Origin of the sequence: Massilia genomosp. 1 (assembly GCF_011682185.1) — a bacterium.
GTDB classification, from domain to species: domain Bacteria; phylum Pseudomonadota; class Gammaproteobacteria; order Burkholderiales; family Burkholderiaceae_D; genus Telluria_A; species Telluria_A rubra.
Genome location: NZ_WHJF01000067.1, coordinates 23,127 through 39,549, shown reverse-complemented (window position 1 = coordinate 39,549; position 16,423 = coordinate 23,127). Strand labels below are relative to the sequence as shown.

The window sequence follows — 16,423 nt, the reverse complement described above, 5'->3', positions numbered from 1 at the left end:
TGATTGTTCGCAAGACGTTCCTTCACCGACCCGGCCAATCAAAGCCCAGAAACAAGCAGCCTAAGCCCCACAAATACATGACACAAAAGCCATGTTAAGCTGTCAATCGCTTAAGTCCGGTAGATTGATGTCGGAGAGGATGGCGGCGATGGCAATTTGCTCTTCTGGGTCGCATGGTATCGGTAACTCATAGTTTTTAACGACATTCCAGTCGGATCGTGGCATATGAGTGCCGTATGAATAGCTTGCAACCTCAATGAACTTATCAGTCTGGACGATCTGAAACAGATAAGCGCCAATTATTAAATTTTCTCTTGGAGTGAGAACCCAAATCTCCGTTGAGCATACACCCGCACGATCAGCCCTCCAGTATTTCCTAAGGTAAGCACGAAGTTTGCCGAACAATACATCCCCGGCACGAAACACAGATTTTAGCGACGAATTTTCGCCCGTGCTTGTACTCCCCAAGAGCGCGCCAGTCGAGGAGCCGATGTGCTCTAACTCAATACAGAAGTCCCGCACACCATTCAACTGCGGGTCGACCCGTTCTCCATAAAGTGTTATTAATTCTCCCAAACGCTTTAATTCCCATCCCTGGCCGAATCCCGGGAGGCGCTTGCCCCCAGTGAGTAGATCCTGCATAGCACCTCGTTTGAGGTAGCGCTTTTTGGTGACGAGTTGCTCCAGCGATTCAATGAGGGCATCCGCATCGCTCAATGCCTGGGCAATTGCCTCCTGTTCGAGAAGCGGAGGAATTCTGACGGGAATTGGAGCAATAAAATTGCGATTCAGTGACTGCTGAGCGCCTCCCGAGTTGTGGCGACTGAAGTCAAGCGAGCTAAGGAAGAAAAAGGCGAAGAGTCGATCGTTCCCTCGGAAGTCGGTAACGTAGAGCGCAGTGTTATGGGGCCAGAAGTTCGTATTACAAAAATGCGCTTGGCCAAACGATGCACCGCTTCGGCCAACTACGACCCCTGGCCCCTTAACAAGCGCAATATCATGAAATCCATTCTGCCCGGCAGAACCCATAACTGGAATTTCTCCGGGTCTGCGATCACGATCGGTAAGATCATGTCCGCGTTGAAGAAAAACAAAATCGCCAAGTGTTTTAGCATCCCAATCCTCGGGTATCACCCCCACCTCAGTCTGCTTGTATCCCTCTGGAATCGCGCTCATTGCTCCACCTCACGCAAACTTAACTCCAACTCGCGGCGCAACGCTTCGCGGTCAGGCAAGTAGAGTTGATACTTCTGCACGAAAAGCTGGCTGTTCATCTGGTAGGTCGCGTACTCCACCAACAATTCATCCTTGTTGCGGCTGAGGATAATGCCAATCGGCGGGTTATCTCCCTCGACGTTTTCCTCATTGGCAAAATAGCCCAGATACATATTCATCTGCCCGATATCGTGATGCTGGACGTCGTTGATCTTGAGATCGATGAGCACGAAGCAGCGCAGGATGCGGTGATAGAAGACCAGATCGACCTTGTAGTGCGTATTGTTGATCGTGACCCGGTATTGCCGGCCGACGAAAGTAAAGCCCTTGCCCAGTTCCAGCAGGAAGGGCTGAAGGTGATCGCAGAGCACCGTTTCGAGCTGGGTTTCCGACAGCTGGTACGGCTCGGGAATTTTCAGGAACTCGAACACATACGGTTCGCGCAGCAGGTCGGCGGCTTGTTCGACGATTTGCCCCTGGGCGGCGAGTTGCAGGATGCCAGCCTTGTCCTTGCTGGCGGCCAGTCGCAAGAACAAGGCGCTTTCCTTTTGTCGTATCAGTTCCCGCACCGACCAGCGCTCGCGGCCAGCCTGCTGCTCATAAAACCCGCGTTCCAGCGGATCGTCGATCTTCAGCAGTTCCACGATATGCGACCAGCTCAATTGGTGCGACAGCGTCGCACTATTCGGGTATGCCTGATAAAACTGGCGGATGCGAATGAGATTGCTGCGGCTGAAGCCCTTGCCGTGGCGCAGGCTTAAGTCCTTCGCCAGGCTGGCAAGCAAGGCCGTACCGTAGTCGGCGCGGATTTTTCCGCCCTGCTCGAATTCGACAATATGCCGCCCGACCTGCCAGTAAGTCTCAATGAGCTGGTCGTTGACGGCCTGCATTGCACGAACGCGGCCTTGGGTGTACGTGCCGGAAATCTGCTCCAGCAGCGCCCGATAGTCAGGCGAGGCGCTGAGTATGTGAATCTCATCGCTCATGGCTGGAACCCCATTTTCTTCAGGTGTGCCGCCACCTTGTCGCTCAGGTCAGCAACCTTGTCGACCAGTTTCGGCAGTGGCGTCTCGTAGCGTTCGGCCAGTTCCTTGACGCGTTCGGTCAGCGTCTGGCTGATACGGTCCATCTCGCCATGAATGGCTGCGGAGATCGTTACCATCCATTTGTCCTCGACCGCCAGCGTCTTGATGTCGGCCTCGCTGAGCGTCGGATACTTGGCATAGGCCAGGGCATCGAGCTCGGCCTCGGCATCTTTCAACTTCTTCCTGAGGTCGGCGTCACGCGTGCAGAGTTTGAGCCAGGCGTCCAGGGCTGCGGTTTCTTCCTTCGCGTCGTTGTCACCCTTGATTTCCTTTAAACGGGCGGTAACGTTGGCCTTGTTCACCCTGTCGAGTTCGGCGAACGCGCCCTCGTCGCCACCGTGCTCCTCTTCCATGTCGGCCATTTGGGCGGCAAGGCCGTCCACAGCCGCTTCCAGCTCGCCGATGGCGGCCTGCTGACTGGCGAAGTAACGGTTCACAATGAGTTGCTTGGGCACGAGATCGCAGGCCCAGCCCTTGTCGATGTCCTTGCCTTTCTTGTTCTTTTCGACGACGCGGTAGGTATCGGCCTTCCAGCCGTCCGCAGCAATCAGATAGCAGTCGTCCTGCATTGTCGTGGCCCAGTAATCCATCAAGTGCTGATAGACCGCGTATTGGTCGATCAGGGGCTTTTGCGCATAGTGGGCGAGCAAGTCCTCGGCAAGGTCGTTGATGATCAGTTTGGGGTGGCAGCCGGCTTGCAAGTGCTTGAGCGTGCCGGTACTGCGCTGTTGCCAGTCGGTGAACAGGGCATTCATGCTGTCGATGAAGGTGACGAATTCCGGGTGCCCATAGATGCCAGTCTTGATGTCCTTCTTGGCGACGGCCAGGTCGAGGTAGCCGGGGCGGTTGGCGGCGAACAGGGTTGTTCGCAGTTGCGGGCAAACTGTCCAGTAGGCCTGCAAGGCATCCACATCGGCGCCTGGAATGCCACCTTTCAGGTGGCCTTCGATGTCCTGGATATCGAAGGCCTGCTGACTGTCGATGTAGCGCGGAATGTTGAGATTAAAGTCGTTTTTCTCGATTTCCTCGATGCCGACCATGCGCGCATATTTCGGCTTGCTTTCGTCATGCCGGTTGAATACGTCGACGATCTGGTGAATATCGCAGTCGCGCAAGCGGTTTTTCGGGCCGTCTTTCATGAAGCCGCCGCTGGCGTCGATCATGAAAATGCTCCTGCGGCTGTGGGCATTTTCCTTGTCGATGAGGATGATGCAGGCGGGGATACCGGTACCGTAGAACAAATTGGCGGGCAGGCCAATAATGCCTTTGATATAGCCTTGGCGGATCAGGTTGCGGCGGATGTCGGCCTCGGCATTTCCGCGAAACAGCACGCCATGCGGCAGGATGCATGCGCCTTTTCCCGTGCTCTTGAGCGAGCGGACGATGTGCAGCAGGTAGGCGTAGTCGCCCTGCTTGGCTGGCGGCGTGCCGAAATGCTCGAAGCGCTGGTGCGGGTCGTTGGCCGGGTCGATGCCTGTGCTCCAGCGCTTGTCGCTGAAAGGCGGATTGGCGACGACGTAGTCGAAGGTTTTGATCCAGCCGTCTTCGCCGGTGAACAGCGGATTGGCGATCGTGTTTCCCTGTCTGATTTCGGCCGTCGGGTTGTCGTGCAAGATCATGTTCATGCGTGCCAGGCCGGAGGTGGCCGCGTCCTTTTCCTGGCCGTACAGCGTCACTTTGGCATGTGCTTCGTCGCCCACTTTCAGCAACAGCGAGCCTGAGCCGCAGGTCGGGTCGTAGACGGTCGTGCTGTTGTTTGTTTGTGAACCACCAATGCCGATGATCTGCGCCATGATGCGGCTCACTTCGGCAGGCGTATAGAACTGCCCCTTGCTCTTGCCGCTTTCGGCGGCGAAGTGACGCATCAGGTATTCGTAGGCATCGCCCAGGATGTCGTCACCTTCGGCGCGATTTTTGCTGAAGTCGAGCGCCTTGTTCTCGAAGATGGAGATCAGATTGGTGAGACGGTCGACAATTTCCTGTCCGCTGCCCAACTTGCTCGGGTCGTTGAAGTCCGGCATGTCCGACAGTTTGTTGGCCTTCGCCAGTGGGCCGATAATTTTCTTGTTGATCTGGTCGCCGATGTCCGGGCTGCCCTTGAGCGCGACCATGTCATTAAAACTGGCTCCGGGCGGAATCACGATTGGCGCGTACGGCAGCCCAGCATATTTGTCAGAAACATACTTGACGAACAACAGGACGAGAACGTAATCCTTGTACTGACTGGCGTCCATGCCACCGCGCAACTCGTCGCAGGACTGCCAAAGGGAGGAATAAAGCTCGGATTTCTTGATTGCCATAAGCTGCTTGAATGTGGATCATGCCACGGAGAGGAAAGTGCTTACTTTACCGTATGGATGACGCATGACCAAGGCATCTGGAGCACAGCGCGCGTACTTTCCATCCCGCGTGCGATCCGCACTGCGCCAATCGGCACTTCCGGCGCTTGCCCGTACGCTTGGCGATTGGAAGTGGCAAGTTCCTTAGCCGAGCAGGGCACTGTCGACCTTCAGTAGCAATGATGCACCCATTGCTGGTAGACCGGCAGGCCCACCAGCACGTTCACCGGGAAGGTGATGCCCAGGGTGGCCAGCGTGGCCAAGCCCAGGTCGGCATCGGGAATGGCGCTGCGGATCGCCGCCGGCGCGGCGATGTACGAGGCACTGGCGGCCAGTGCGGCCAGCACCAGGGCGCTGCCTTCCGGCAGCTTCAACAAGAGCGCAACGCCGATCCCGCCCCAGGCCAGCGCGAACGGGGCCAGCGCGGCGAACAGCATCAGGCGCCAGTGGCGCAGCGGCGACGCGGCCGCGAAGCTGCGCGCGGTGCATAGTCCCATTTCCAGCAGGTATAGCGAGAGCATGGTCTTGAAGCCGTCGATCAGCACCGGCTTCAAGGGCGCCAGCCCGACCGGGCCATACAGATAGCCGATCAGCACGCCGCCGCCCAGCAGCAGCACGCCGCGGCTGGTCAGCGCTTCCCACAGCACGCGCGTACCGCCATCGCGGCCGCTCAGATGGCGCTGCCACAGGAGCATCAGCACGATGGCGGGCAGTTCCAGCATCACCAGGTACAAGGTGGTCTGCGGCGCCAGCGCCAGGCCGGAGCGTTCCGCCAGTGCCACCACGACGGCGAAGGTGCCGGCGCTGACCGAGCCGTAATGGGCGGCGACGCTGCTGGCGTCGTCGGCCGACAGCCGCACCAGGCGGCGCAGCACCGGATAGCACGCGACCGGCAGCACCAGGCCGAGCGCGGCCACCGCCAGCAGTTCCGGCAGCAGGGCCGCGCTCAGGGCGCCGTGCAAGGCCATGCCGCCTTTCAGGCCGAGCACCAGCATCAACAGGATCGCCAGGGTGTCGTAGATCGCCACCGGGACCTTCAAGTCCGACTTGACCAGCCCGGCGACCAGCCCGAGCGCGAAAAAAGCAATGACGACATCTAACATATGCACTCCGGCAAAAGACAGGCTGGCGAGTTTGCCGAAAGTTACGTATATTGGATAATAAATTGTTCAACCACACCCCATAGAGAATCGTCAATGAATGTGCGGCACCTGAGTTTCCGGCTGTTGCAGGTGTACGTGGAGGTGGTGCGCTGCGCCAGCGTCTCGGCGGCGGCGCGCGCGCTGCACCTGACCCAGCCGACCGTGTCGCTGCAGCTCAAACGGCTGGCCGAAGCGGTGGGCGAGCCCCTGTTCGAGACCGGCGCCGCGCGCATGGAGCCGACCCTGGCCGGACGCGAGCTGTACCGGGCAGCCTGCGATGTGCTCGACCGTTTCGACGACTTCGCCGGCTTTCTGGAGCGCGCCCGGGGCGGTCACGCCGGGCATGTGCGGATCTGCGTGGTCACCACCGCCAAGTACGTGCTGCCGCGTTTGCTCGGGCCGTTTGCGGCCAGCTATCCGAACGTCGAGGTGCGCCTGAGCGTGGCCAACCGGGCCAGGGTGCTGGAACGCTTCGACAAGCGCGAAGACGACCTGTATCTGTTCAGCCATCCGCCGAGCGGTCCGTCGGTGCGCAGCGCGCGCATGCTCAAGAATCCACTGCAACTGATCGCACCGCTGGGGCACTGGGCGGCCGGCGTGGCCAGGCTGCCGTTCGCGCACCTGTCCGGCGAGCGCTTCCTGATGCGCGAGCCAGGGTCGGCCACGCGCATGATGTTCGAAGCATGGCTGTCCGGGCGCGGGCTGGCGCTGGAGAAAAGCATGGAAATCGAGAGCAACGAAGCAATCCGCCTCAGCGTCGCCTCGGGACTGGGCCTGTCGGTGATCTCCGAACACACCTTGCAGGAGGGACGCGAACGGCTGGCGGTGCTCGATGTCGAAGGCTTTCCGCTGGAAAGCAACTGGTACCTGGTGGCGCCGCGCGACCGGCGCCTGCCGTACGCGGCGCACGAGCTGGTGCGCTTCATCGGCCAGCATGCTGCCGGCTACATCGAGGCGGAATGGATTTACCCCGACATCGGGCAGGTAGCGGAGGATTTCATTCAGGGCGGATGAGGCTGCGGCTTTGCCAACGGACGTAAAAAAGCCAGGCTGAGCCTGGCTTTTTTTACGTACCGCGCCGATTACTCAGCGGTTGGTGCGTCTTCAACTTCGGTGACTTCTGGACGGTCCATCAGTTCAACGTAAGCCATTGGTGCATTGTCGCCAACGCGGAAACCCATTTTCAGGATACGCAGGTAGCCGCCGTTGCGGTTTGCGTAACGTGGGCCGAGTTCGGCGAACAGCTTCAACACCATTTCGCGGTCGCGCAGGCGGGCGAATGCCAGACGCTTGTTGGCCAGGGTATCGGTCTTGCCCATCGTCAGGATTGGCTCGACGACGCGGCGCAGTTCCTTGGCTTTTGGCACGGTGGTTTTGATGGCTTCATGACGCAGCAGGGAAACGGTCATGTTGCGCAGCATTGCCAGACGGTGGGACGAAGTACGATTCAGCTTGCGAAGGCCGTGACGGTGACGCATGGTAATTCCTTTCGAGTTGTTTAAATCCAGCTCTTCGATCGCCTTTCAGCGCGGGCCGGTTGGTATGGAGTAATACGCCCGGAACCCCTGTCCCGGACGGTGCTGCGATTACTTCTCGAGGCCGGCTGGTGGCCAGTTTTCGAGCTTCATGCCCAAGGTCAAGCCGCGCGATGCCAGCACTTCCTTGATTTCGTTCAGGGACTTGCGGCCCAGGTTCGGCGTCTTGAGCAGTTCGTTTTCCGAACGCTGGATCAGGTCGCCGATGTAGTAAATGTTTTCTGCTTTCAGGCAGTTGGCCGAACGCACCGTCAGTTCCAGGTCGTCGACCGGACGCAGCAGGATCGGATCGACCAGCGGAATGCGCGACGGTGCTTCGGCAGCCGCTTCGGTGCCTTCCAGCGCCGCGAACACGTTCAGTTGATCGACCAGCACGCGCGCCGATTGACGGATCGCTTCTTCCGGGGTAATCACGCCGTTGGTTTCGATGTTGATCACCAGCTTGTCGAGGTCGGTACGCTGTTCGACGCGGGCCGATTCAACGAAGTACGACACGCGGCGCACCGGCGAAAACGAGGCGTCCAGGATGATGCGGCCGATCGTCTTGTTGGTGTCTTCCGACAGGCGACGGACGTTGCCCGGCACATAGCCACGGCCTTTTTCGACCTTGATCTGCATGTCCAGCTTGCCGCCAGCGGTCAAGTGGGCGATCACGTGGTCTGGATTGATCAGTTCGACGTCATGCGGCAGGTCGATGTCGGAAGCCAGGATCGCGCCTTCGCCTTCCTTTTTCAGGGTCAGCGTGACGGAATCGCGGTTGTGGACTTTGAAGACCACGCCCTTCAGGTTCAGCAACAGGTCGACCACGTCTTCTTGCACGCCGTCCAGCGACGAATACTCATGGACAACGCCGGCGATCGTCACTTCGGTTGGCGCGTAGCCGACCATCGACGACAGCAGTACGCGGCGCAACGCATTACCCAATGTGTGGCCATAGCCACGCTCGAACGGCTCCATCACGACTTTGGCGTGACCGGCACCGAGAGTTTCAACATCGATAATACGTGGCTTCAACAGACTGTTTTGCATGAAATGTCCTTTTCAATACCCTCGGCTCATTACACCGATAAGGCTGATGGCATTAGTGAAAACGCCCACGTGACTTGGAGTGGGCGGGAGAAAACGAAATTGGTTCCCCGGCAAGGGGGCCGCCCAGGCCGGGGACGACCGCTGGGCGGGCGGCATTGCCGCCCGCCCAGCGGTCGATTAACGCGAGTAGAGCTCGACGATCAGCGATTCGTTGACATCGTTAGCGATTTCGTTACGCTCTGGGAACGAACGGAAGGTGCCTTCCATTTTCTTCGAGTCAACCGAAACCCAGCTAGGCATACCAATTTGTTCAGCCAACGACAGGGCTTCAACGATACGCACTTGCTTTTTCGACTTTTCGCGAACAGCGATGACGTCGCCGGTCTTGACAGCGTACGAAGCGATGTTCACAACGTTACCGTTGACGGTGAACGCTTTGTGGCTGACCAGCTGCCGCGCTTCAGCGCGGGTCGAGCCGAAGCCCATGCGGTAGCAAACGTTGTCGAGACGCGCTTCCAGCAAACGCAGCAGCGCTTCGCCGGTGTTGCCCTTGCGACGGTTTGCTTCAGCGAAGTAGCGGCGGAACTGACGCTCGAGGACGCCGTACATGCGCTTGACTTTTTGCTTTTCGCGCAGCTGGTTACCGTAGTCCGAGGTACGAGCACCGGATTTGACACCGTGCTGGCCTGGCTTGACGTCCAGTTTGCATTTCGAATCGAGCGAGCGACGTGCGCTCTTGAGGAACAGGTCCGTACCTTCACGGCGGGACAGTTTTGCTTTAGGTCCGATATAACGTGCCACAATGTTTCCTTTAGAATAATGACGCCCCGGCGGCATCCTGTGATGCTGGCCAGGCGCTAGTCCGTACGCAATGCGCCAGACGGTGGCTGACAATAAACCCGTGCGGAAATAGCCGCGACAGGCGACAACAGCCGGGCAGTATACCCTATTCGGGGACTGCGCCGGCGATCATCAACGACTAATGTACAACAAACGGCCGGAAACGGTGTTCCGGTCGCCAGCGGGCCGTATCAGATACGACGACGCTTTGGTGGACGGCAGCCGTTGTGCGGCACTGGCGTCACGTCCTGGATTTCGGTGATCTTGATACCCAGGTTGTTCAAAGCGCGAACTGCCGATTCACGACCAGGACCTGGGCCCTTGATACGTACTTCGAGGTTCTTCACGCCGCATTCGACAGCGACCTTGCCTGCTGCTTCTGCCGCAACCTGCGCTGCGAACGGGGTCGATTTACGCGAACCCTTGAAGCCAGCACCGCCGGACGTCGCCCACGACAGGGCATTGCCCTGGCGATCGGTGATCGTGATGATGGTGTTGTTGAACGATGCGTGGACATGTGCGATGCCTTCAGCGACGTTCTTTTTAACTTTTTTGCGAACGCGCGCTGCTGCGGCGCTGCTTTGTTGCTTAGCCATGGTGTTGTCCTATTATTTCTTAAGCGATTGTGCGGCCTTGCGCGGACCCTTGCGAGTACGGGCATTGGTGCGTGTACGCTGGCCGCGGCAAGGCAGACCCTTACGATGACGCATACCGCGGTAGCAGCCCAGATCCATCAAGCGCTTGATGTTCATGGACAGTTCACGACGCAGATCGCCTTCGACTACGAAAGTGCCGACGGCCTCACGCAGTTTTTCCAGTTCGCTGTCGTCCAGGTCCTTGACCTTTTTGTTGGTCGCAACACCCGTTTGTGCGCAGATCTTCTGTGCGCGCGGGCGGCCAACACCGTAGATAGCCGTGAGGCCGATTACGGTGTGCTGATGATTGGGGATATTAACCCCTGCAATACGTGCCATTCGTTATTCCTCAATAAATAACGTTAAATTAACCTTGACGCTGCTTGTGACGCGGTTCCACGCAGATTACGCGGACGACGCCTTTGCGCTTGATGATCTTGCAGTTGCGGCAGATCCGCTTGACTGATGCGAGAACTTTCATATTTGCACTCTCTTATGTTCGGATTGATTACTTAAATTTACTTGGTCCGGAACACAATGCGGGCCCGGCTCAAGTCGTACGGCGTCAACTCCACCGTGACTTTGTCGCCGGGCAGGATGCGGATGTAGTTCATCCGCATTTTACCCGAAATGTGTCCGAGCACCACGTGCCCGTTTTCCAGCTTTACTCGAAACGTTGCATTAGGGAGATTCTCAAGAATCTCGCCCTGCATTTGTATGACGTCGTCTTTTGCCATTCGGTCTGTACACTCCTGGTTCGCGGTAACCGCCGGTTAGCGCGTCGGAATTCCGCCCTTGAAATTTGCCTTGCGCAGCAGCGATTCATATTGCTGCGACATGACGTAGTTTTGTACTTGAGCCATGAAGTCCATGGTGACAACCACAATAATCAACAGGGAAGTACCGCCAAAATAGAATGGCACTTTCCAACGGGCCTGCATAAATTCCGGCAACAAGCACACTAAAGTGATGTACACCGCTCCGGCCAGTGTCAAGCGCATCAGGATCTTGTCGATATATCGCGCCGTCTGGTCGCCGGGACGAATCCCCGGCACGAAGGCACCACTTTTCTTCAGGTTATCCGCTGTTTCCTTGCTGTTAAAGACCAGCGCCGTATAGAAGAAACAGAAAAACACGATTGCCACCGCATACAACAGAGCATGGATAGGCTCGCCTGGCCCCATCGATGCCGCCAAGTCTTTCAGGAAACCGACTACCGGTGTGCTGGAATCTTTGCCCTTCGTGAACCAGTCCACGATGGTGGCCGGGAACAAGATGATCGACGATGCGAAGATCGGCGGGATCACGCCGGCCATGTTCAGCTTCAAAGGCAAATGGCTGGTCTGACCACCCATGACTTTGTTGCCAACCTGGCGCTTCGCATAGTTGACCAGGATCTTGCGCTGGCCACGTTCGACAAATACCACACCAAAAGTAACGAATCCGACCAGCAGGATGATGAAAATCGCTGACAGGCTGCTGATGGCGCCATTCGACACGAGTGCAAACAAGCTACTCAGCGCCGCGGGCAGGCCAGCGGCAATGCCGGCAAAGATAATGATCGAAATCCCGTTGCCGAGGCCACGTTCGGTAATCTGCTCGCCCAGCCACATCAGGAACATGGTGCCGGTCAGCAGCGAAACGACCGCCACGAAACGGAAAGCCATGCCTGGATCGATCACCAGGCCCGGCAATGCTTCGAGGCCGACGGCGATGAAGGTTGCCTGCACCAGTGCCAGCACGACCGTGAAGTAGCGCGTGTACTGGGTGATCTTGCGGCGTCCGGATTCGCCTTCTTTCTTCAGTGCCTCGACGGCCGGAATTGCGAGGCCGGCCAGCTGCATGATGATCGAAGCCGAAATGTACGGCGTAATACCGAGAGCGAAAACTGCCGCGCGCTCCAGCGCGCCACCCGAGAACATGTTGAACATGCCCAGGATGCCGCCTTGATTCCTGCTGAACGTCTCAGCCAGTACATCCGGGTTAATCCCTGGAACAGGGACATGGGCACCCAGACGATACACGACCAACGCGCCGAGCAAAAACCAGAGCCGACTCCATGGGAAACCGGCTGCCGCACTTTTACCAAGTTGTGAATTAGTCGCCAATGTATGCTCCGATCAAGCTGTTAGCCTGCAACTTACGCTACCGTGCCGCCAGCTGCTTCGATGGCCGCTTTCGCGCCTGCCGTTACTTTCAAGCCCTTGAGGTTCACCGCTTTGGTGATCTCGCCGGACAGGATCACGCGCACATCGCGCGCCAGCACTTGCAGAACGCCTGCTTGCTTGAGCACCAGGATGTCGACATCGCCGACCGCCAGGTTGTTCAAGTCGGACAGACGCACTTCAGCCTTGAACGTTGCGTTGAGCGATTTGAAACCACGCTTAGGCAAACGGCGCTGCAGAGGCATCTGACCGCCTTCGAAGCCGACCTTGTGGAAACCGCCCGAACGCGACTTCTGACCTTTGTGGCCACGGCCAGCGGTTTTACCGATGCCCGAACCAATACCACGGCCTACGCGGCGCTTGTAATGCTTGGCGCCTTCAGCTGGTTGAATTGTATTCAATTCCATTGTTTTCTCCGTTCATAAGCCCGAAGGCTTACGAAACAACTTTAACGAGGTACGAAACTTTGTTGATCATGCCGCGCACCGAAGGGGTGTCTTCCAGCTCGGAAACCGAGTTGACGCGACGCAGACCCAGACCGCGAACGGTAGCGCGATGCGATTCGCGCGTGCCGATCAGGCCCATGACCAACTGAACTTTGACTGTTTTGGTAGCTTGTGTCATTTTGTCCGCCTTAAGCCAGAATGTCTTCAACCGACTTGCCGCGCTTGGCGGCGATGTCGCTTGCAGTACTCATTTTCGACAAACCGTCCAGGGTAGCGCGGACCAGGTTGTAAGGGTTCGACGAGCCCGTGGATTTCGCCACGACATCGGTTACGCCCATTACTTCGAAGATAGCGCGCATGGCGCCACCCGCGATCACGCCGGTACCAGGCTTGGCAGGCATCATCATTACTTTCGATGCGCCGTGACGGCCGGTGACTGTGTGGTGCAAAGTACCGTTCTTCAGAGGAACCTTGATCAGGTTACGACGGGCTTCTTCCATTGCCTTCTGCACGCCCACTGGCACTTCTTTCGATTTGCCCTTGCCCATGCCGATACGGCCATCGCCGTCGCCCACAACGGTCAGTGCTGCAAAACCCATGATACGACCACCCTTGACCACTTTGGTCACGCGGTTGATCGCGATCATCTTTTCGCGCATGCCATCATCCGGCTTGTCGCTTTGCATTTTCGCTTGCATTTTTGCCATGACGATTCTTCCTTAGAACTTCAGACCGGCTTCACGCGCGGCTTCTGCCAACGCCTTCACACGGCCGTGGTAACGGAAACCGGAGCGGTCGAACGCAACTTCGGTAATCCCTGCTTTCAGTGCTTTCTCGGCGACGCGCTTGCCAATCAAGGCGGCAGCGGCGGCATTGCCACCCTTGCCGGACTTGCCTGCCAGTTCGGCGCGAACTTCGGCTTCGACGGTGGACGCCGAAACCAGGATTTTCGCGTCCGGGCTGATCAGGTTGGCGTAAATGTGCTGGTTGGTACGATGTACCGACAGACGATTTACTTTCAGTTCCGCGATCTTGATGCGGGTCTGGCGTCCACGACGCAGACGTGATTCTTTCTTGTCCATGGTCAGCCCTATTATTTCTTCTTGGTTTCTTTAAGCTTAACCACTTCGTCCACATAGCGGACGCCCTTGCCTTTGTAAGGCTCAGGGGAGCGGTAAGCGCGCACTTCTGCAGCGACCTGACCAACCTGTTGACGATCGATACCCTTGATGATGATTTCGGTCGGGGTTGGGGTGGCGCAAGTCACGCCTGCTGGCATCGAATGCACAACAGGGTGCGAGAAACCCAGCGACAGGTTCAGCTTGTCGCCGGCGGCCTGGGCTTTGTAGCCCACGCCTACCAGGGACAGCTTCTTCTCGAAGCCTTTGGTCACGCCGGTCACCATATTGTTGACCAGGGCACGCAAGGTGCCGGACATCGCGTTCGACTCACGGCTGTCGTCGACGACGTCGAAGCTCAGCGTGCCATCTTTGTTTTCTACTTTTACCAGGCCGTTCAGGGCCTGGGTCATGGTGCCCAACGGGCCCTTGACGGTGATCGCTGCTGCAGTGATCGCCACATCGGCGCCAGCTGGGACAGCGATCGGCATTTTAGCTACTCGGGACATTGTCGATACTCCTTAAGCCACGTAGCAAATAACTTCGCCGCCGACACCGGTGGCGCGTGCTTTGCGGTCGGTCATGACGCCTTGCGGGGTCGACACGATCGCCACACCCAGGCCATTCATCACGGTAGGGATGTCATCTTTGCCTTTGTAGACGCGCAGGCCCGGACGGGACACGCGCTCTAAGCGCTCGATGACCGGACGGCCAACGTAATACTTCAAACCGATCTTCAGTTCCGCCTTGCCACCGGTTGCGGTGACGGCGAAATCTTCAATGTAACCCTCGTCCTTGAGGACGACAGCAATCGCTACTTTAACTTTCGACGATGGCATGGCCACGGTCGTCTTTTGAACACCTTGTGCGTTGCGAATGCGGGTCAGCATATCGGCGATAGGATCGCTCATACTCATTGCTTATTCTCCTATTACCAGCTTGCTTTAGTCATACCCGGAATCTCACCACGCATGGCAAATTCACGGAGCTTGATACGGGCCAGACCGAATTTACGGAATGTGCCACGTGGACGGCCGGTCACGGCGCAGCGGTTACGCTGGCGGGTCGGGGCCGAGTTGCGCGGCAGAGCCTGCAACTTCAGACGGGCTTCATAACGTTCTTCTTCCGACTTCGACTGGTCGTCGATGATGGCTTTCAGAGCGGCACGCTTCGGGGCGAATTTCTCCACCAGGTCTGCACGCTTCTGTTCGCGGTTAATCAGTGCTAGTTTTGCCATGATCTCAGTTTCTGAACGGAAATTTAAAGGCGGCGAGCAGAGCTTTCGCTTCGTCGTCGGTCTTGGCGGTTGTCGTGATGCTGATATTCATACCGCGCAACGCGTCAATCTTGTCGTACTCGATTTCAGGGAAAATGATCTGTTCCTTGACACCGATGTTGTAGTTACCGCGGCCATCGAACGAACGGCCATTGACGCCACGGAAGTCACGCACGCGCGGCAGGGCCACGGTGATGAAGCGATCCAGGAATTCGTACATACGGGCACCGCGCAGGGTGACCATGGTACCGATTGGATAGCCTTCACGGATCTTGAAACCCGCGATTGCTTTGCGCGACTTGGTGGTCACTGGCTTCTGGCCGGCGATCTTGGTCAGGTCGGCGACAGCGTGCTCGAGAACCTTCTTGTCGGCGATCGCTTCACCCACACCCATGTTCAGGGTGATCTTGGTCAGGCGCGGGACTTCCATTGCCGATTTGTAGCCAAATTTGGCGACCAGGTCGGCAACGACCTTATCTTTATAAAATGCTTGGAGACGGGCCATGATGTCTTAAACCTTCACTACTTCGCCGGAGGACTTGAAAACGCGGACTTTTTTGTCGTCTACGGTTTTAAAGCCCACGCGGTCTGCCTTGCCAGTCGCTGCATTGAACAATGCAACGTTGGACACGTGAATCGGCATTGTCTTGTCGACGATACCACCAGTTACACCGGTCATTGGGTTAGGCTTGGTCGCTTTTTTAGCGACGTTGATGCCTTCAACCACGACATGCTCAGCATCGATACGTTGCTGAACGATACCGCGCTTGCCCTTGTCTTTCCCGGTCAGAACGATGACTTCGTCGTTTTTACGAATCTTATCCATTACGACTCCTTACAGGACTTCAGGTGCCAGGGACACGATTTTCATGAACTTTTCAGTGCGCAGTTCGCGCGTGACTGGTCCAAAAATACGGGTACCGATCGGCTCGAGCTTGGCGTTGAGCAAAACGGCAGCATTGCCGTCAAACTTCACCAGGGAGCCGTCTTGGCGGCGCACACCTTTAGCGGTACGCACAACCACAGCGTTATAAATTTCACCTTTTTTGACACGGCCGCGTGGCGCAGCAACCTTGACGGTTACCTTGATCACGTCGCCAATGCCAGCATAACGGCGCTTGGAACCGCCCAATACCTTGATGCACATGACTTCCTTGGCACCGGTATTGTCGGCTACTTCGAGCCGGCTTTCAGTTTGAATCATAGTATTCTCTTTCCCAACTTAAGCCGAAGAATCCCCACAATGTGGGCCTGCGGTCAGTCTTGGTCCCGCCAACCTCCCCTGCTGGGTCGATTGATTGGGTGATGGACTTTCCAAAAACTTTCGTTGCAGGCCGCGGCCACCGGGGTGACTAACAATGCGGCGTTACATGAACGAAGCCCGCTAGTATCACACAATACTGGCGGGCCCGCAAGGACTAATTATCCGGAAGCTGGCTGCCGCACAAAAATGCGACACCCCCATCCGGCACTACTGGCATTACTGGAAGAGCCGCCCCGCTTGCGCCCAGGCGGCCCTTCCGTCTTTATCTAGTCAGTTGAGGACAGGGCGAAAGCGGTAAACCACGCCCTGTCCCGCAACCAATCTGATCAGTTGA

23 protein-coding genes are annotated in these 16,423 nt (G+C 57.5%); 1 reads left to right on the top strand and 22 read right to left on the bottom strand.

All coding sequences use genetic code 11. The annotated features are described in order from the left end of the window. Positions 1-102: 102 nt before the first annotated feature. The 4 genes from F1735_RS22255 to F1735_RS22240 form a co-directional block, all read right to left on the bottom strand. Positions 103-1,176, bottom strand: a complete 1,074-nt coding sequence (locus F1735_RS22255) for a restriction endonuclease subunit S (protein WP_167238963.1) — start codon at positions 1,174-1,176, stop codon at positions 103-105. Then, the gene (locus F1735_RS22250) at positions 1,173-2,201 is read right to left on the bottom strand and encodes a PDDEXK nuclease domain-containing protein (protein ID WP_167238962.1); all 1,029 of its coding nucleotides are present in this window, start codon (positions 2,199-2,201) and stop codon (positions 1,173-1,175) included. Before F1735_RS22250 ends, F1735_RS22255 begins: the two co-directional genes overlap by 4 nt. Continuing rightward, positions 2,198-4,600, bottom strand: coding sequence for a type I restriction-modification system subunit M (locus F1735_RS22245; RefSeq protein WP_167238961.1), 2,403 nt, complete (start codon positions 4,598-4,600; stop codon positions 2,198-2,200). Before F1735_RS22245 ends, F1735_RS22250 begins: the two co-directional genes overlap by 4 nt. A gap of 209 nt (positions 4,601-4,809) precedes the next feature. Then, entirely contained in the window at positions 4,810-5,742 is a 933-nt protein-coding gene (locus tag F1735_RS22240) for a sodium-dependent bicarbonate transport family permease (RefSeq protein WP_167238960.1), read from the bottom strand. Between the two features lie 93 nt (positions 5,743-5,835). Between F1735_RS22240 and F1735_RS22235 the strand changes: the two genes are divergently transcribed. Then, positions 5,836-6,795, top strand: a complete 960-nt coding sequence (locus F1735_RS22235) for a LysR family transcriptional regulator (RefSeq protein WP_167238959.1) — start codon at positions 5,836-5,838, stop codon at positions 6,793-6,795. Positions 6,796-6,863: 68 nt separating this feature from the next. Here the strand turns inward: F1735_RS22235 and rplQ are convergent, their stop codons facing one another. The 18 genes from rplQ to rplN all read right to left on the bottom strand — a co-directional run bounded on the left by rplQ (position 6,864) and on the right by rplN (position 16,029). After that, positions 6,864-7,259 (bottom strand): 50S ribosomal protein L17, encoded by a 396-nt coding sequence (gene rplQ / locus F1735_RS22230; protein WP_099873839.1) that lies wholly within the window; start codon positions 7,257-7,259, stop codon positions 6,864-6,866. Positions 7,260-7,367: 108 nt separating this feature from the next. Continuing rightward, positions 7,368-8,345 carry a DNA-directed RNA polymerase subunit alpha gene (locus tag F1735_RS22225; RefSeq protein ID WP_166897178.1) on the bottom strand — a complete coding sequence of 326 codons (978 nt, stop codon included), beginning with the start codon at positions 8,343-8,345 and terminating at the stop codon, positions 7,368-7,370. A gap of 177 nt (positions 8,346-8,522) precedes the next feature. Then, positions 8,523-9,146, bottom strand: coding sequence for a 30S ribosomal protein S4 (gene rpsD, locus F1735_RS22220; RefSeq protein WP_167228621.1), 624 nt, complete (start codon positions 9,144-9,146; stop codon positions 8,523-8,525). Between the two features lie 230 nt (positions 9,147-9,376). Further along, positions 9,377-9,781, bottom strand: a complete 405-nt coding sequence (gene rpsK, locus F1735_RS22215) for a 30S ribosomal protein S11 (RefSeq protein WP_008444339.1) — start codon at positions 9,779-9,781, stop codon at positions 9,377-9,379. Between the two features lie 12 nt (positions 9,782-9,793). Then, entirely contained in the window at positions 9,794-10,159 is a 366-nt protein-coding gene (gene rpsM / locus F1735_RS22210; RefSeq protein ID WP_166897181.1) for a 30S ribosomal protein S13, read from the bottom strand. A gap of 28 nt (positions 10,160-10,187) precedes the next feature. Next, positions 10,188-10,301: a 50S ribosomal protein L36 gene (gene rpmJ / locus F1735_RS22205; RefSeq protein WP_010394471.1), complete on the bottom strand. Its 114-nt coding sequence runs from the start codon at positions 10,299-10,301 to the stop codon at positions 10,188-10,190. A 37-nt stretch (positions 10,302-10,338) separates the two neighbouring features. Continuing rightward, positions 10,339-10,557 carry a translation initiation factor IF-1 gene (gene infA / locus F1735_RS22200; RefSeq protein ID WP_005663428.1) on the bottom strand — a complete coding sequence of 73 codons (219 nt, stop codon included), beginning with the start codon at positions 10,555-10,557 and terminating at the stop codon, positions 10,339-10,341. A gap of 36 nt (positions 10,558-10,593) precedes the next feature. Beyond that, positions 10,594-11,928: a preprotein translocase subunit SecY gene (secY, locus tag F1735_RS22195; RefSeq protein WP_167228619.1), complete on the bottom strand. Its 1,335-nt coding sequence runs from the start codon at positions 11,926-11,928 to the stop codon at positions 10,594-10,596. A 32-nt stretch (positions 11,929-11,960) separates the two neighbouring features. After that, positions 11,961-12,392: a 50S ribosomal protein L15 gene (rplO, locus tag F1735_RS22190; RefSeq protein ID WP_054265838.1), complete on the bottom strand. Its 432-nt coding sequence runs from the start codon at positions 12,390-12,392 to the stop codon at positions 11,961-11,963. A gap of 28 nt (positions 12,393-12,420) precedes the next feature. Further along, positions 12,421-12,609: a 50S ribosomal protein L30 gene (gene rpmD, locus F1735_RS22185; protein WP_054265837.1), complete on the bottom strand. Its 189-nt coding sequence runs from the start codon at positions 12,607-12,609 to the stop codon at positions 12,421-12,423. Positions 12,610-12,619: 10 nt separating this feature from the next. Next, positions 12,620-13,138: a 30S ribosomal protein S5 gene (gene rpsE / locus F1735_RS22180; protein ID WP_054265836.1), complete on the bottom strand. Its 519-nt coding sequence runs from the start codon at positions 13,136-13,138 to the stop codon at positions 12,620-12,622. Between the two features lie 12 nt (positions 13,139-13,150). Further along, complete coding sequence (gene rplR, locus F1735_RS22175) at positions 13,151-13,513, bottom strand: 50S ribosomal protein L18 (protein ID WP_167238958.1); 363 nt, start codon at positions 13,511-13,513, stop codon at positions 13,151-13,153. 11 nt (positions 13,514-13,524) lie between these two features. Continuing rightward, entirely contained in the window at positions 13,525-14,058 is a 534-nt protein-coding gene (gene rplF / locus F1735_RS22170) for a 50S ribosomal protein L6 (RefSeq protein ID WP_054265834.1), read from the bottom strand. Positions 14,059-14,070: 12 nt separating this feature from the next. Beyond that, positions 14,071-14,466, bottom strand: coding sequence for a 30S ribosomal protein S8 (gene rpsH, locus F1735_RS22165; RefSeq protein WP_166897186.1), 396 nt, complete (start codon positions 14,464-14,466; stop codon positions 14,071-14,073). 14 nt (positions 14,467-14,480) lie between these two features. After that, on the bottom strand, positions 14,481-14,786 hold the full coding sequence (gene rpsN, locus F1735_RS22160) for a 30S ribosomal protein S14 (protein ID WP_054265832.1): 306 nt from the start codon (positions 14,784-14,786) through the stop codon (positions 14,481-14,483). 4 nt (positions 14,787-14,790) lie between these two features. Next, positions 14,791-15,330, bottom strand: coding sequence for a 50S ribosomal protein L5 (gene rplE, locus F1735_RS22155; protein WP_054265831.1), 540 nt, complete (start codon positions 15,328-15,330; stop codon positions 14,791-14,793). A 6-nt stretch (positions 15,331-15,336) separates the two neighbouring features. After that, the gene (rplX, locus tag F1735_RS22150) at positions 15,337-15,651 is read right to left on the bottom strand and encodes a 50S ribosomal protein L24 (RefSeq protein WP_167238957.1); all 315 of its coding nucleotides are present in this window, start codon (positions 15,649-15,651) and stop codon (positions 15,337-15,339) included. 9 nt (positions 15,652-15,660) lie between these two features. Beyond that, complete coding sequence (gene rplN, locus F1735_RS22145) at positions 15,661-16,029, bottom strand: 50S ribosomal protein L14 (protein WP_008444317.1); 369 nt, start codon at positions 16,027-16,029, stop codon at positions 15,661-15,663. Positions 16,030-16,423 lie beyond the last annotated feature (394 nt).

Excerpts from the sequence above, each read along its gene's own strand:
- F1735_RS22255 (WP_167238963.1), bottom strand. The coding sequence starts at position 1,176 with ATGAGCGCGATTCCAGAGGGATACAAGCAGACTGAGGTGGGGGTGATA.
- F1735_RS22250 (WP_167238962.1), bottom strand. The coding sequence starts at position 2,201 with ATGAGCGATGAGATTCACATACTCAGCGCCTCGCCTGACTATCGGGCG.
- F1735_RS22245 (WP_167238961.1), bottom strand. The coding sequence starts at position 4,600 with ATGGCAATCAAGAAATCCGAGCTTTATTCCTCCCTTTGGCAGTCCTGC.
- F1735_RS22240 (WP_167238960.1), bottom strand. The coding sequence starts at position 5,742 with ATGTTAGATGTCGTCATTGCTTTTTTCGCGCTCGGGCTGGTCGCCGGG.
- F1735_RS22235 (WP_167238959.1), top strand. The coding sequence starts at position 5,836 with ATGAATGTGCGGCACCTGAGTTTCCGGCTGTTGCAGGTGTACGTGGAG.
- rplQ (WP_099873839.1), bottom strand. The coding sequence starts at position 7,259 with ATGCGTCACCGTCACGGCCTTCGCAAGCTGAATCGTACTTCGTCCCAC.
- F1735_RS22225 (WP_166897178.1), bottom strand. The coding sequence starts at position 8,345 with ATGCAAAACAGTCTGTTGAAGCCACGTATTATCGATGTTGAAACTCTC.
- rpsK (WP_008444339.1), bottom strand. The coding sequence starts at position 9,781 with ATGGCTAAGCAACAAAGCAGCGCCGCAGCAGCGCGCGTTCGCAAAAAA.
- rpsM (WP_166897181.1), bottom strand. The coding sequence starts at position 10,159 with ATGGCACGTATTGCAGGGGTTAATATCCCCAATCATCAGCACACCGTA.
- rpmJ (WP_010394471.1), bottom strand. The coding sequence starts at position 10,301 with ATGAAAGTTCTCGCATCAGTCAAGCGGATCTGCCGCAACTGCAAGATC.
- infA (WP_005663428.1), bottom strand. The coding sequence starts at position 10,557 with ATGGCAAAAGACGACGTCATACAAATGCAGGGCGAGATTCTTGAGAAT.
- rplO (WP_054265838.1), bottom strand. The coding sequence starts at position 12,392 with ATGGAATTGAATACAATTCAACCAGCTGAAGGCGCCAAGCATTACAAG.
- rpmD (WP_054265837.1), bottom strand. The coding sequence starts at position 12,609 with ATGACACAAGCTACCAAAACAGTCAAAGTTCAGTTGGTCATGGGCCTG.
- rpsE (WP_054265836.1), bottom strand. The coding sequence starts at position 13,138 with ATGGCAAAAATGCAAGCGAAAATGCAAAGCGACAAGCCGGATGATGGC.
- rplR (WP_167238958.1), bottom strand. The coding sequence starts at position 13,513 with ATGGACAAGAAAGAATCACGTCTGCGTCGTGGACGCCAGACCCGCATC.
- rplF (WP_054265834.1), bottom strand. The coding sequence starts at position 14,058 with ATGTCCCGAGTAGCTAAAATGCCGATCGCTGTCCCAGCTGGCGCCGAT.
- rpsH (WP_166897186.1), bottom strand. The coding sequence starts at position 14,466 with ATGAGTATGAGCGATCCTATCGCCGATATGCTGACCCGCATTCGCAAC.
- rpsN (WP_054265832.1), bottom strand. The coding sequence starts at position 14,786 with ATGGCAAAACTAGCACTGATTAACCGCGAACAGAAGCGTGCAGACCTG.
- rplE (WP_054265831.1), bottom strand. The coding sequence starts at position 15,330 with ATGGCCCGTCTCCAAGCATTTTATAAAGATAAGGTCGTTGCCGACCTG.
- rplX (WP_167238957.1), bottom strand. The coding sequence starts at position 15,651 with ATGGATAAGATTCGTAAAAACGACGAAGTCATCGTTCTGACCGGGAAA.
- rplN (WP_008444317.1), bottom strand. The coding sequence starts at position 16,029 with ATGATTCAAACTGAAAGCCGGCTCGAAGTAGCCGACAATACCGGTGCC.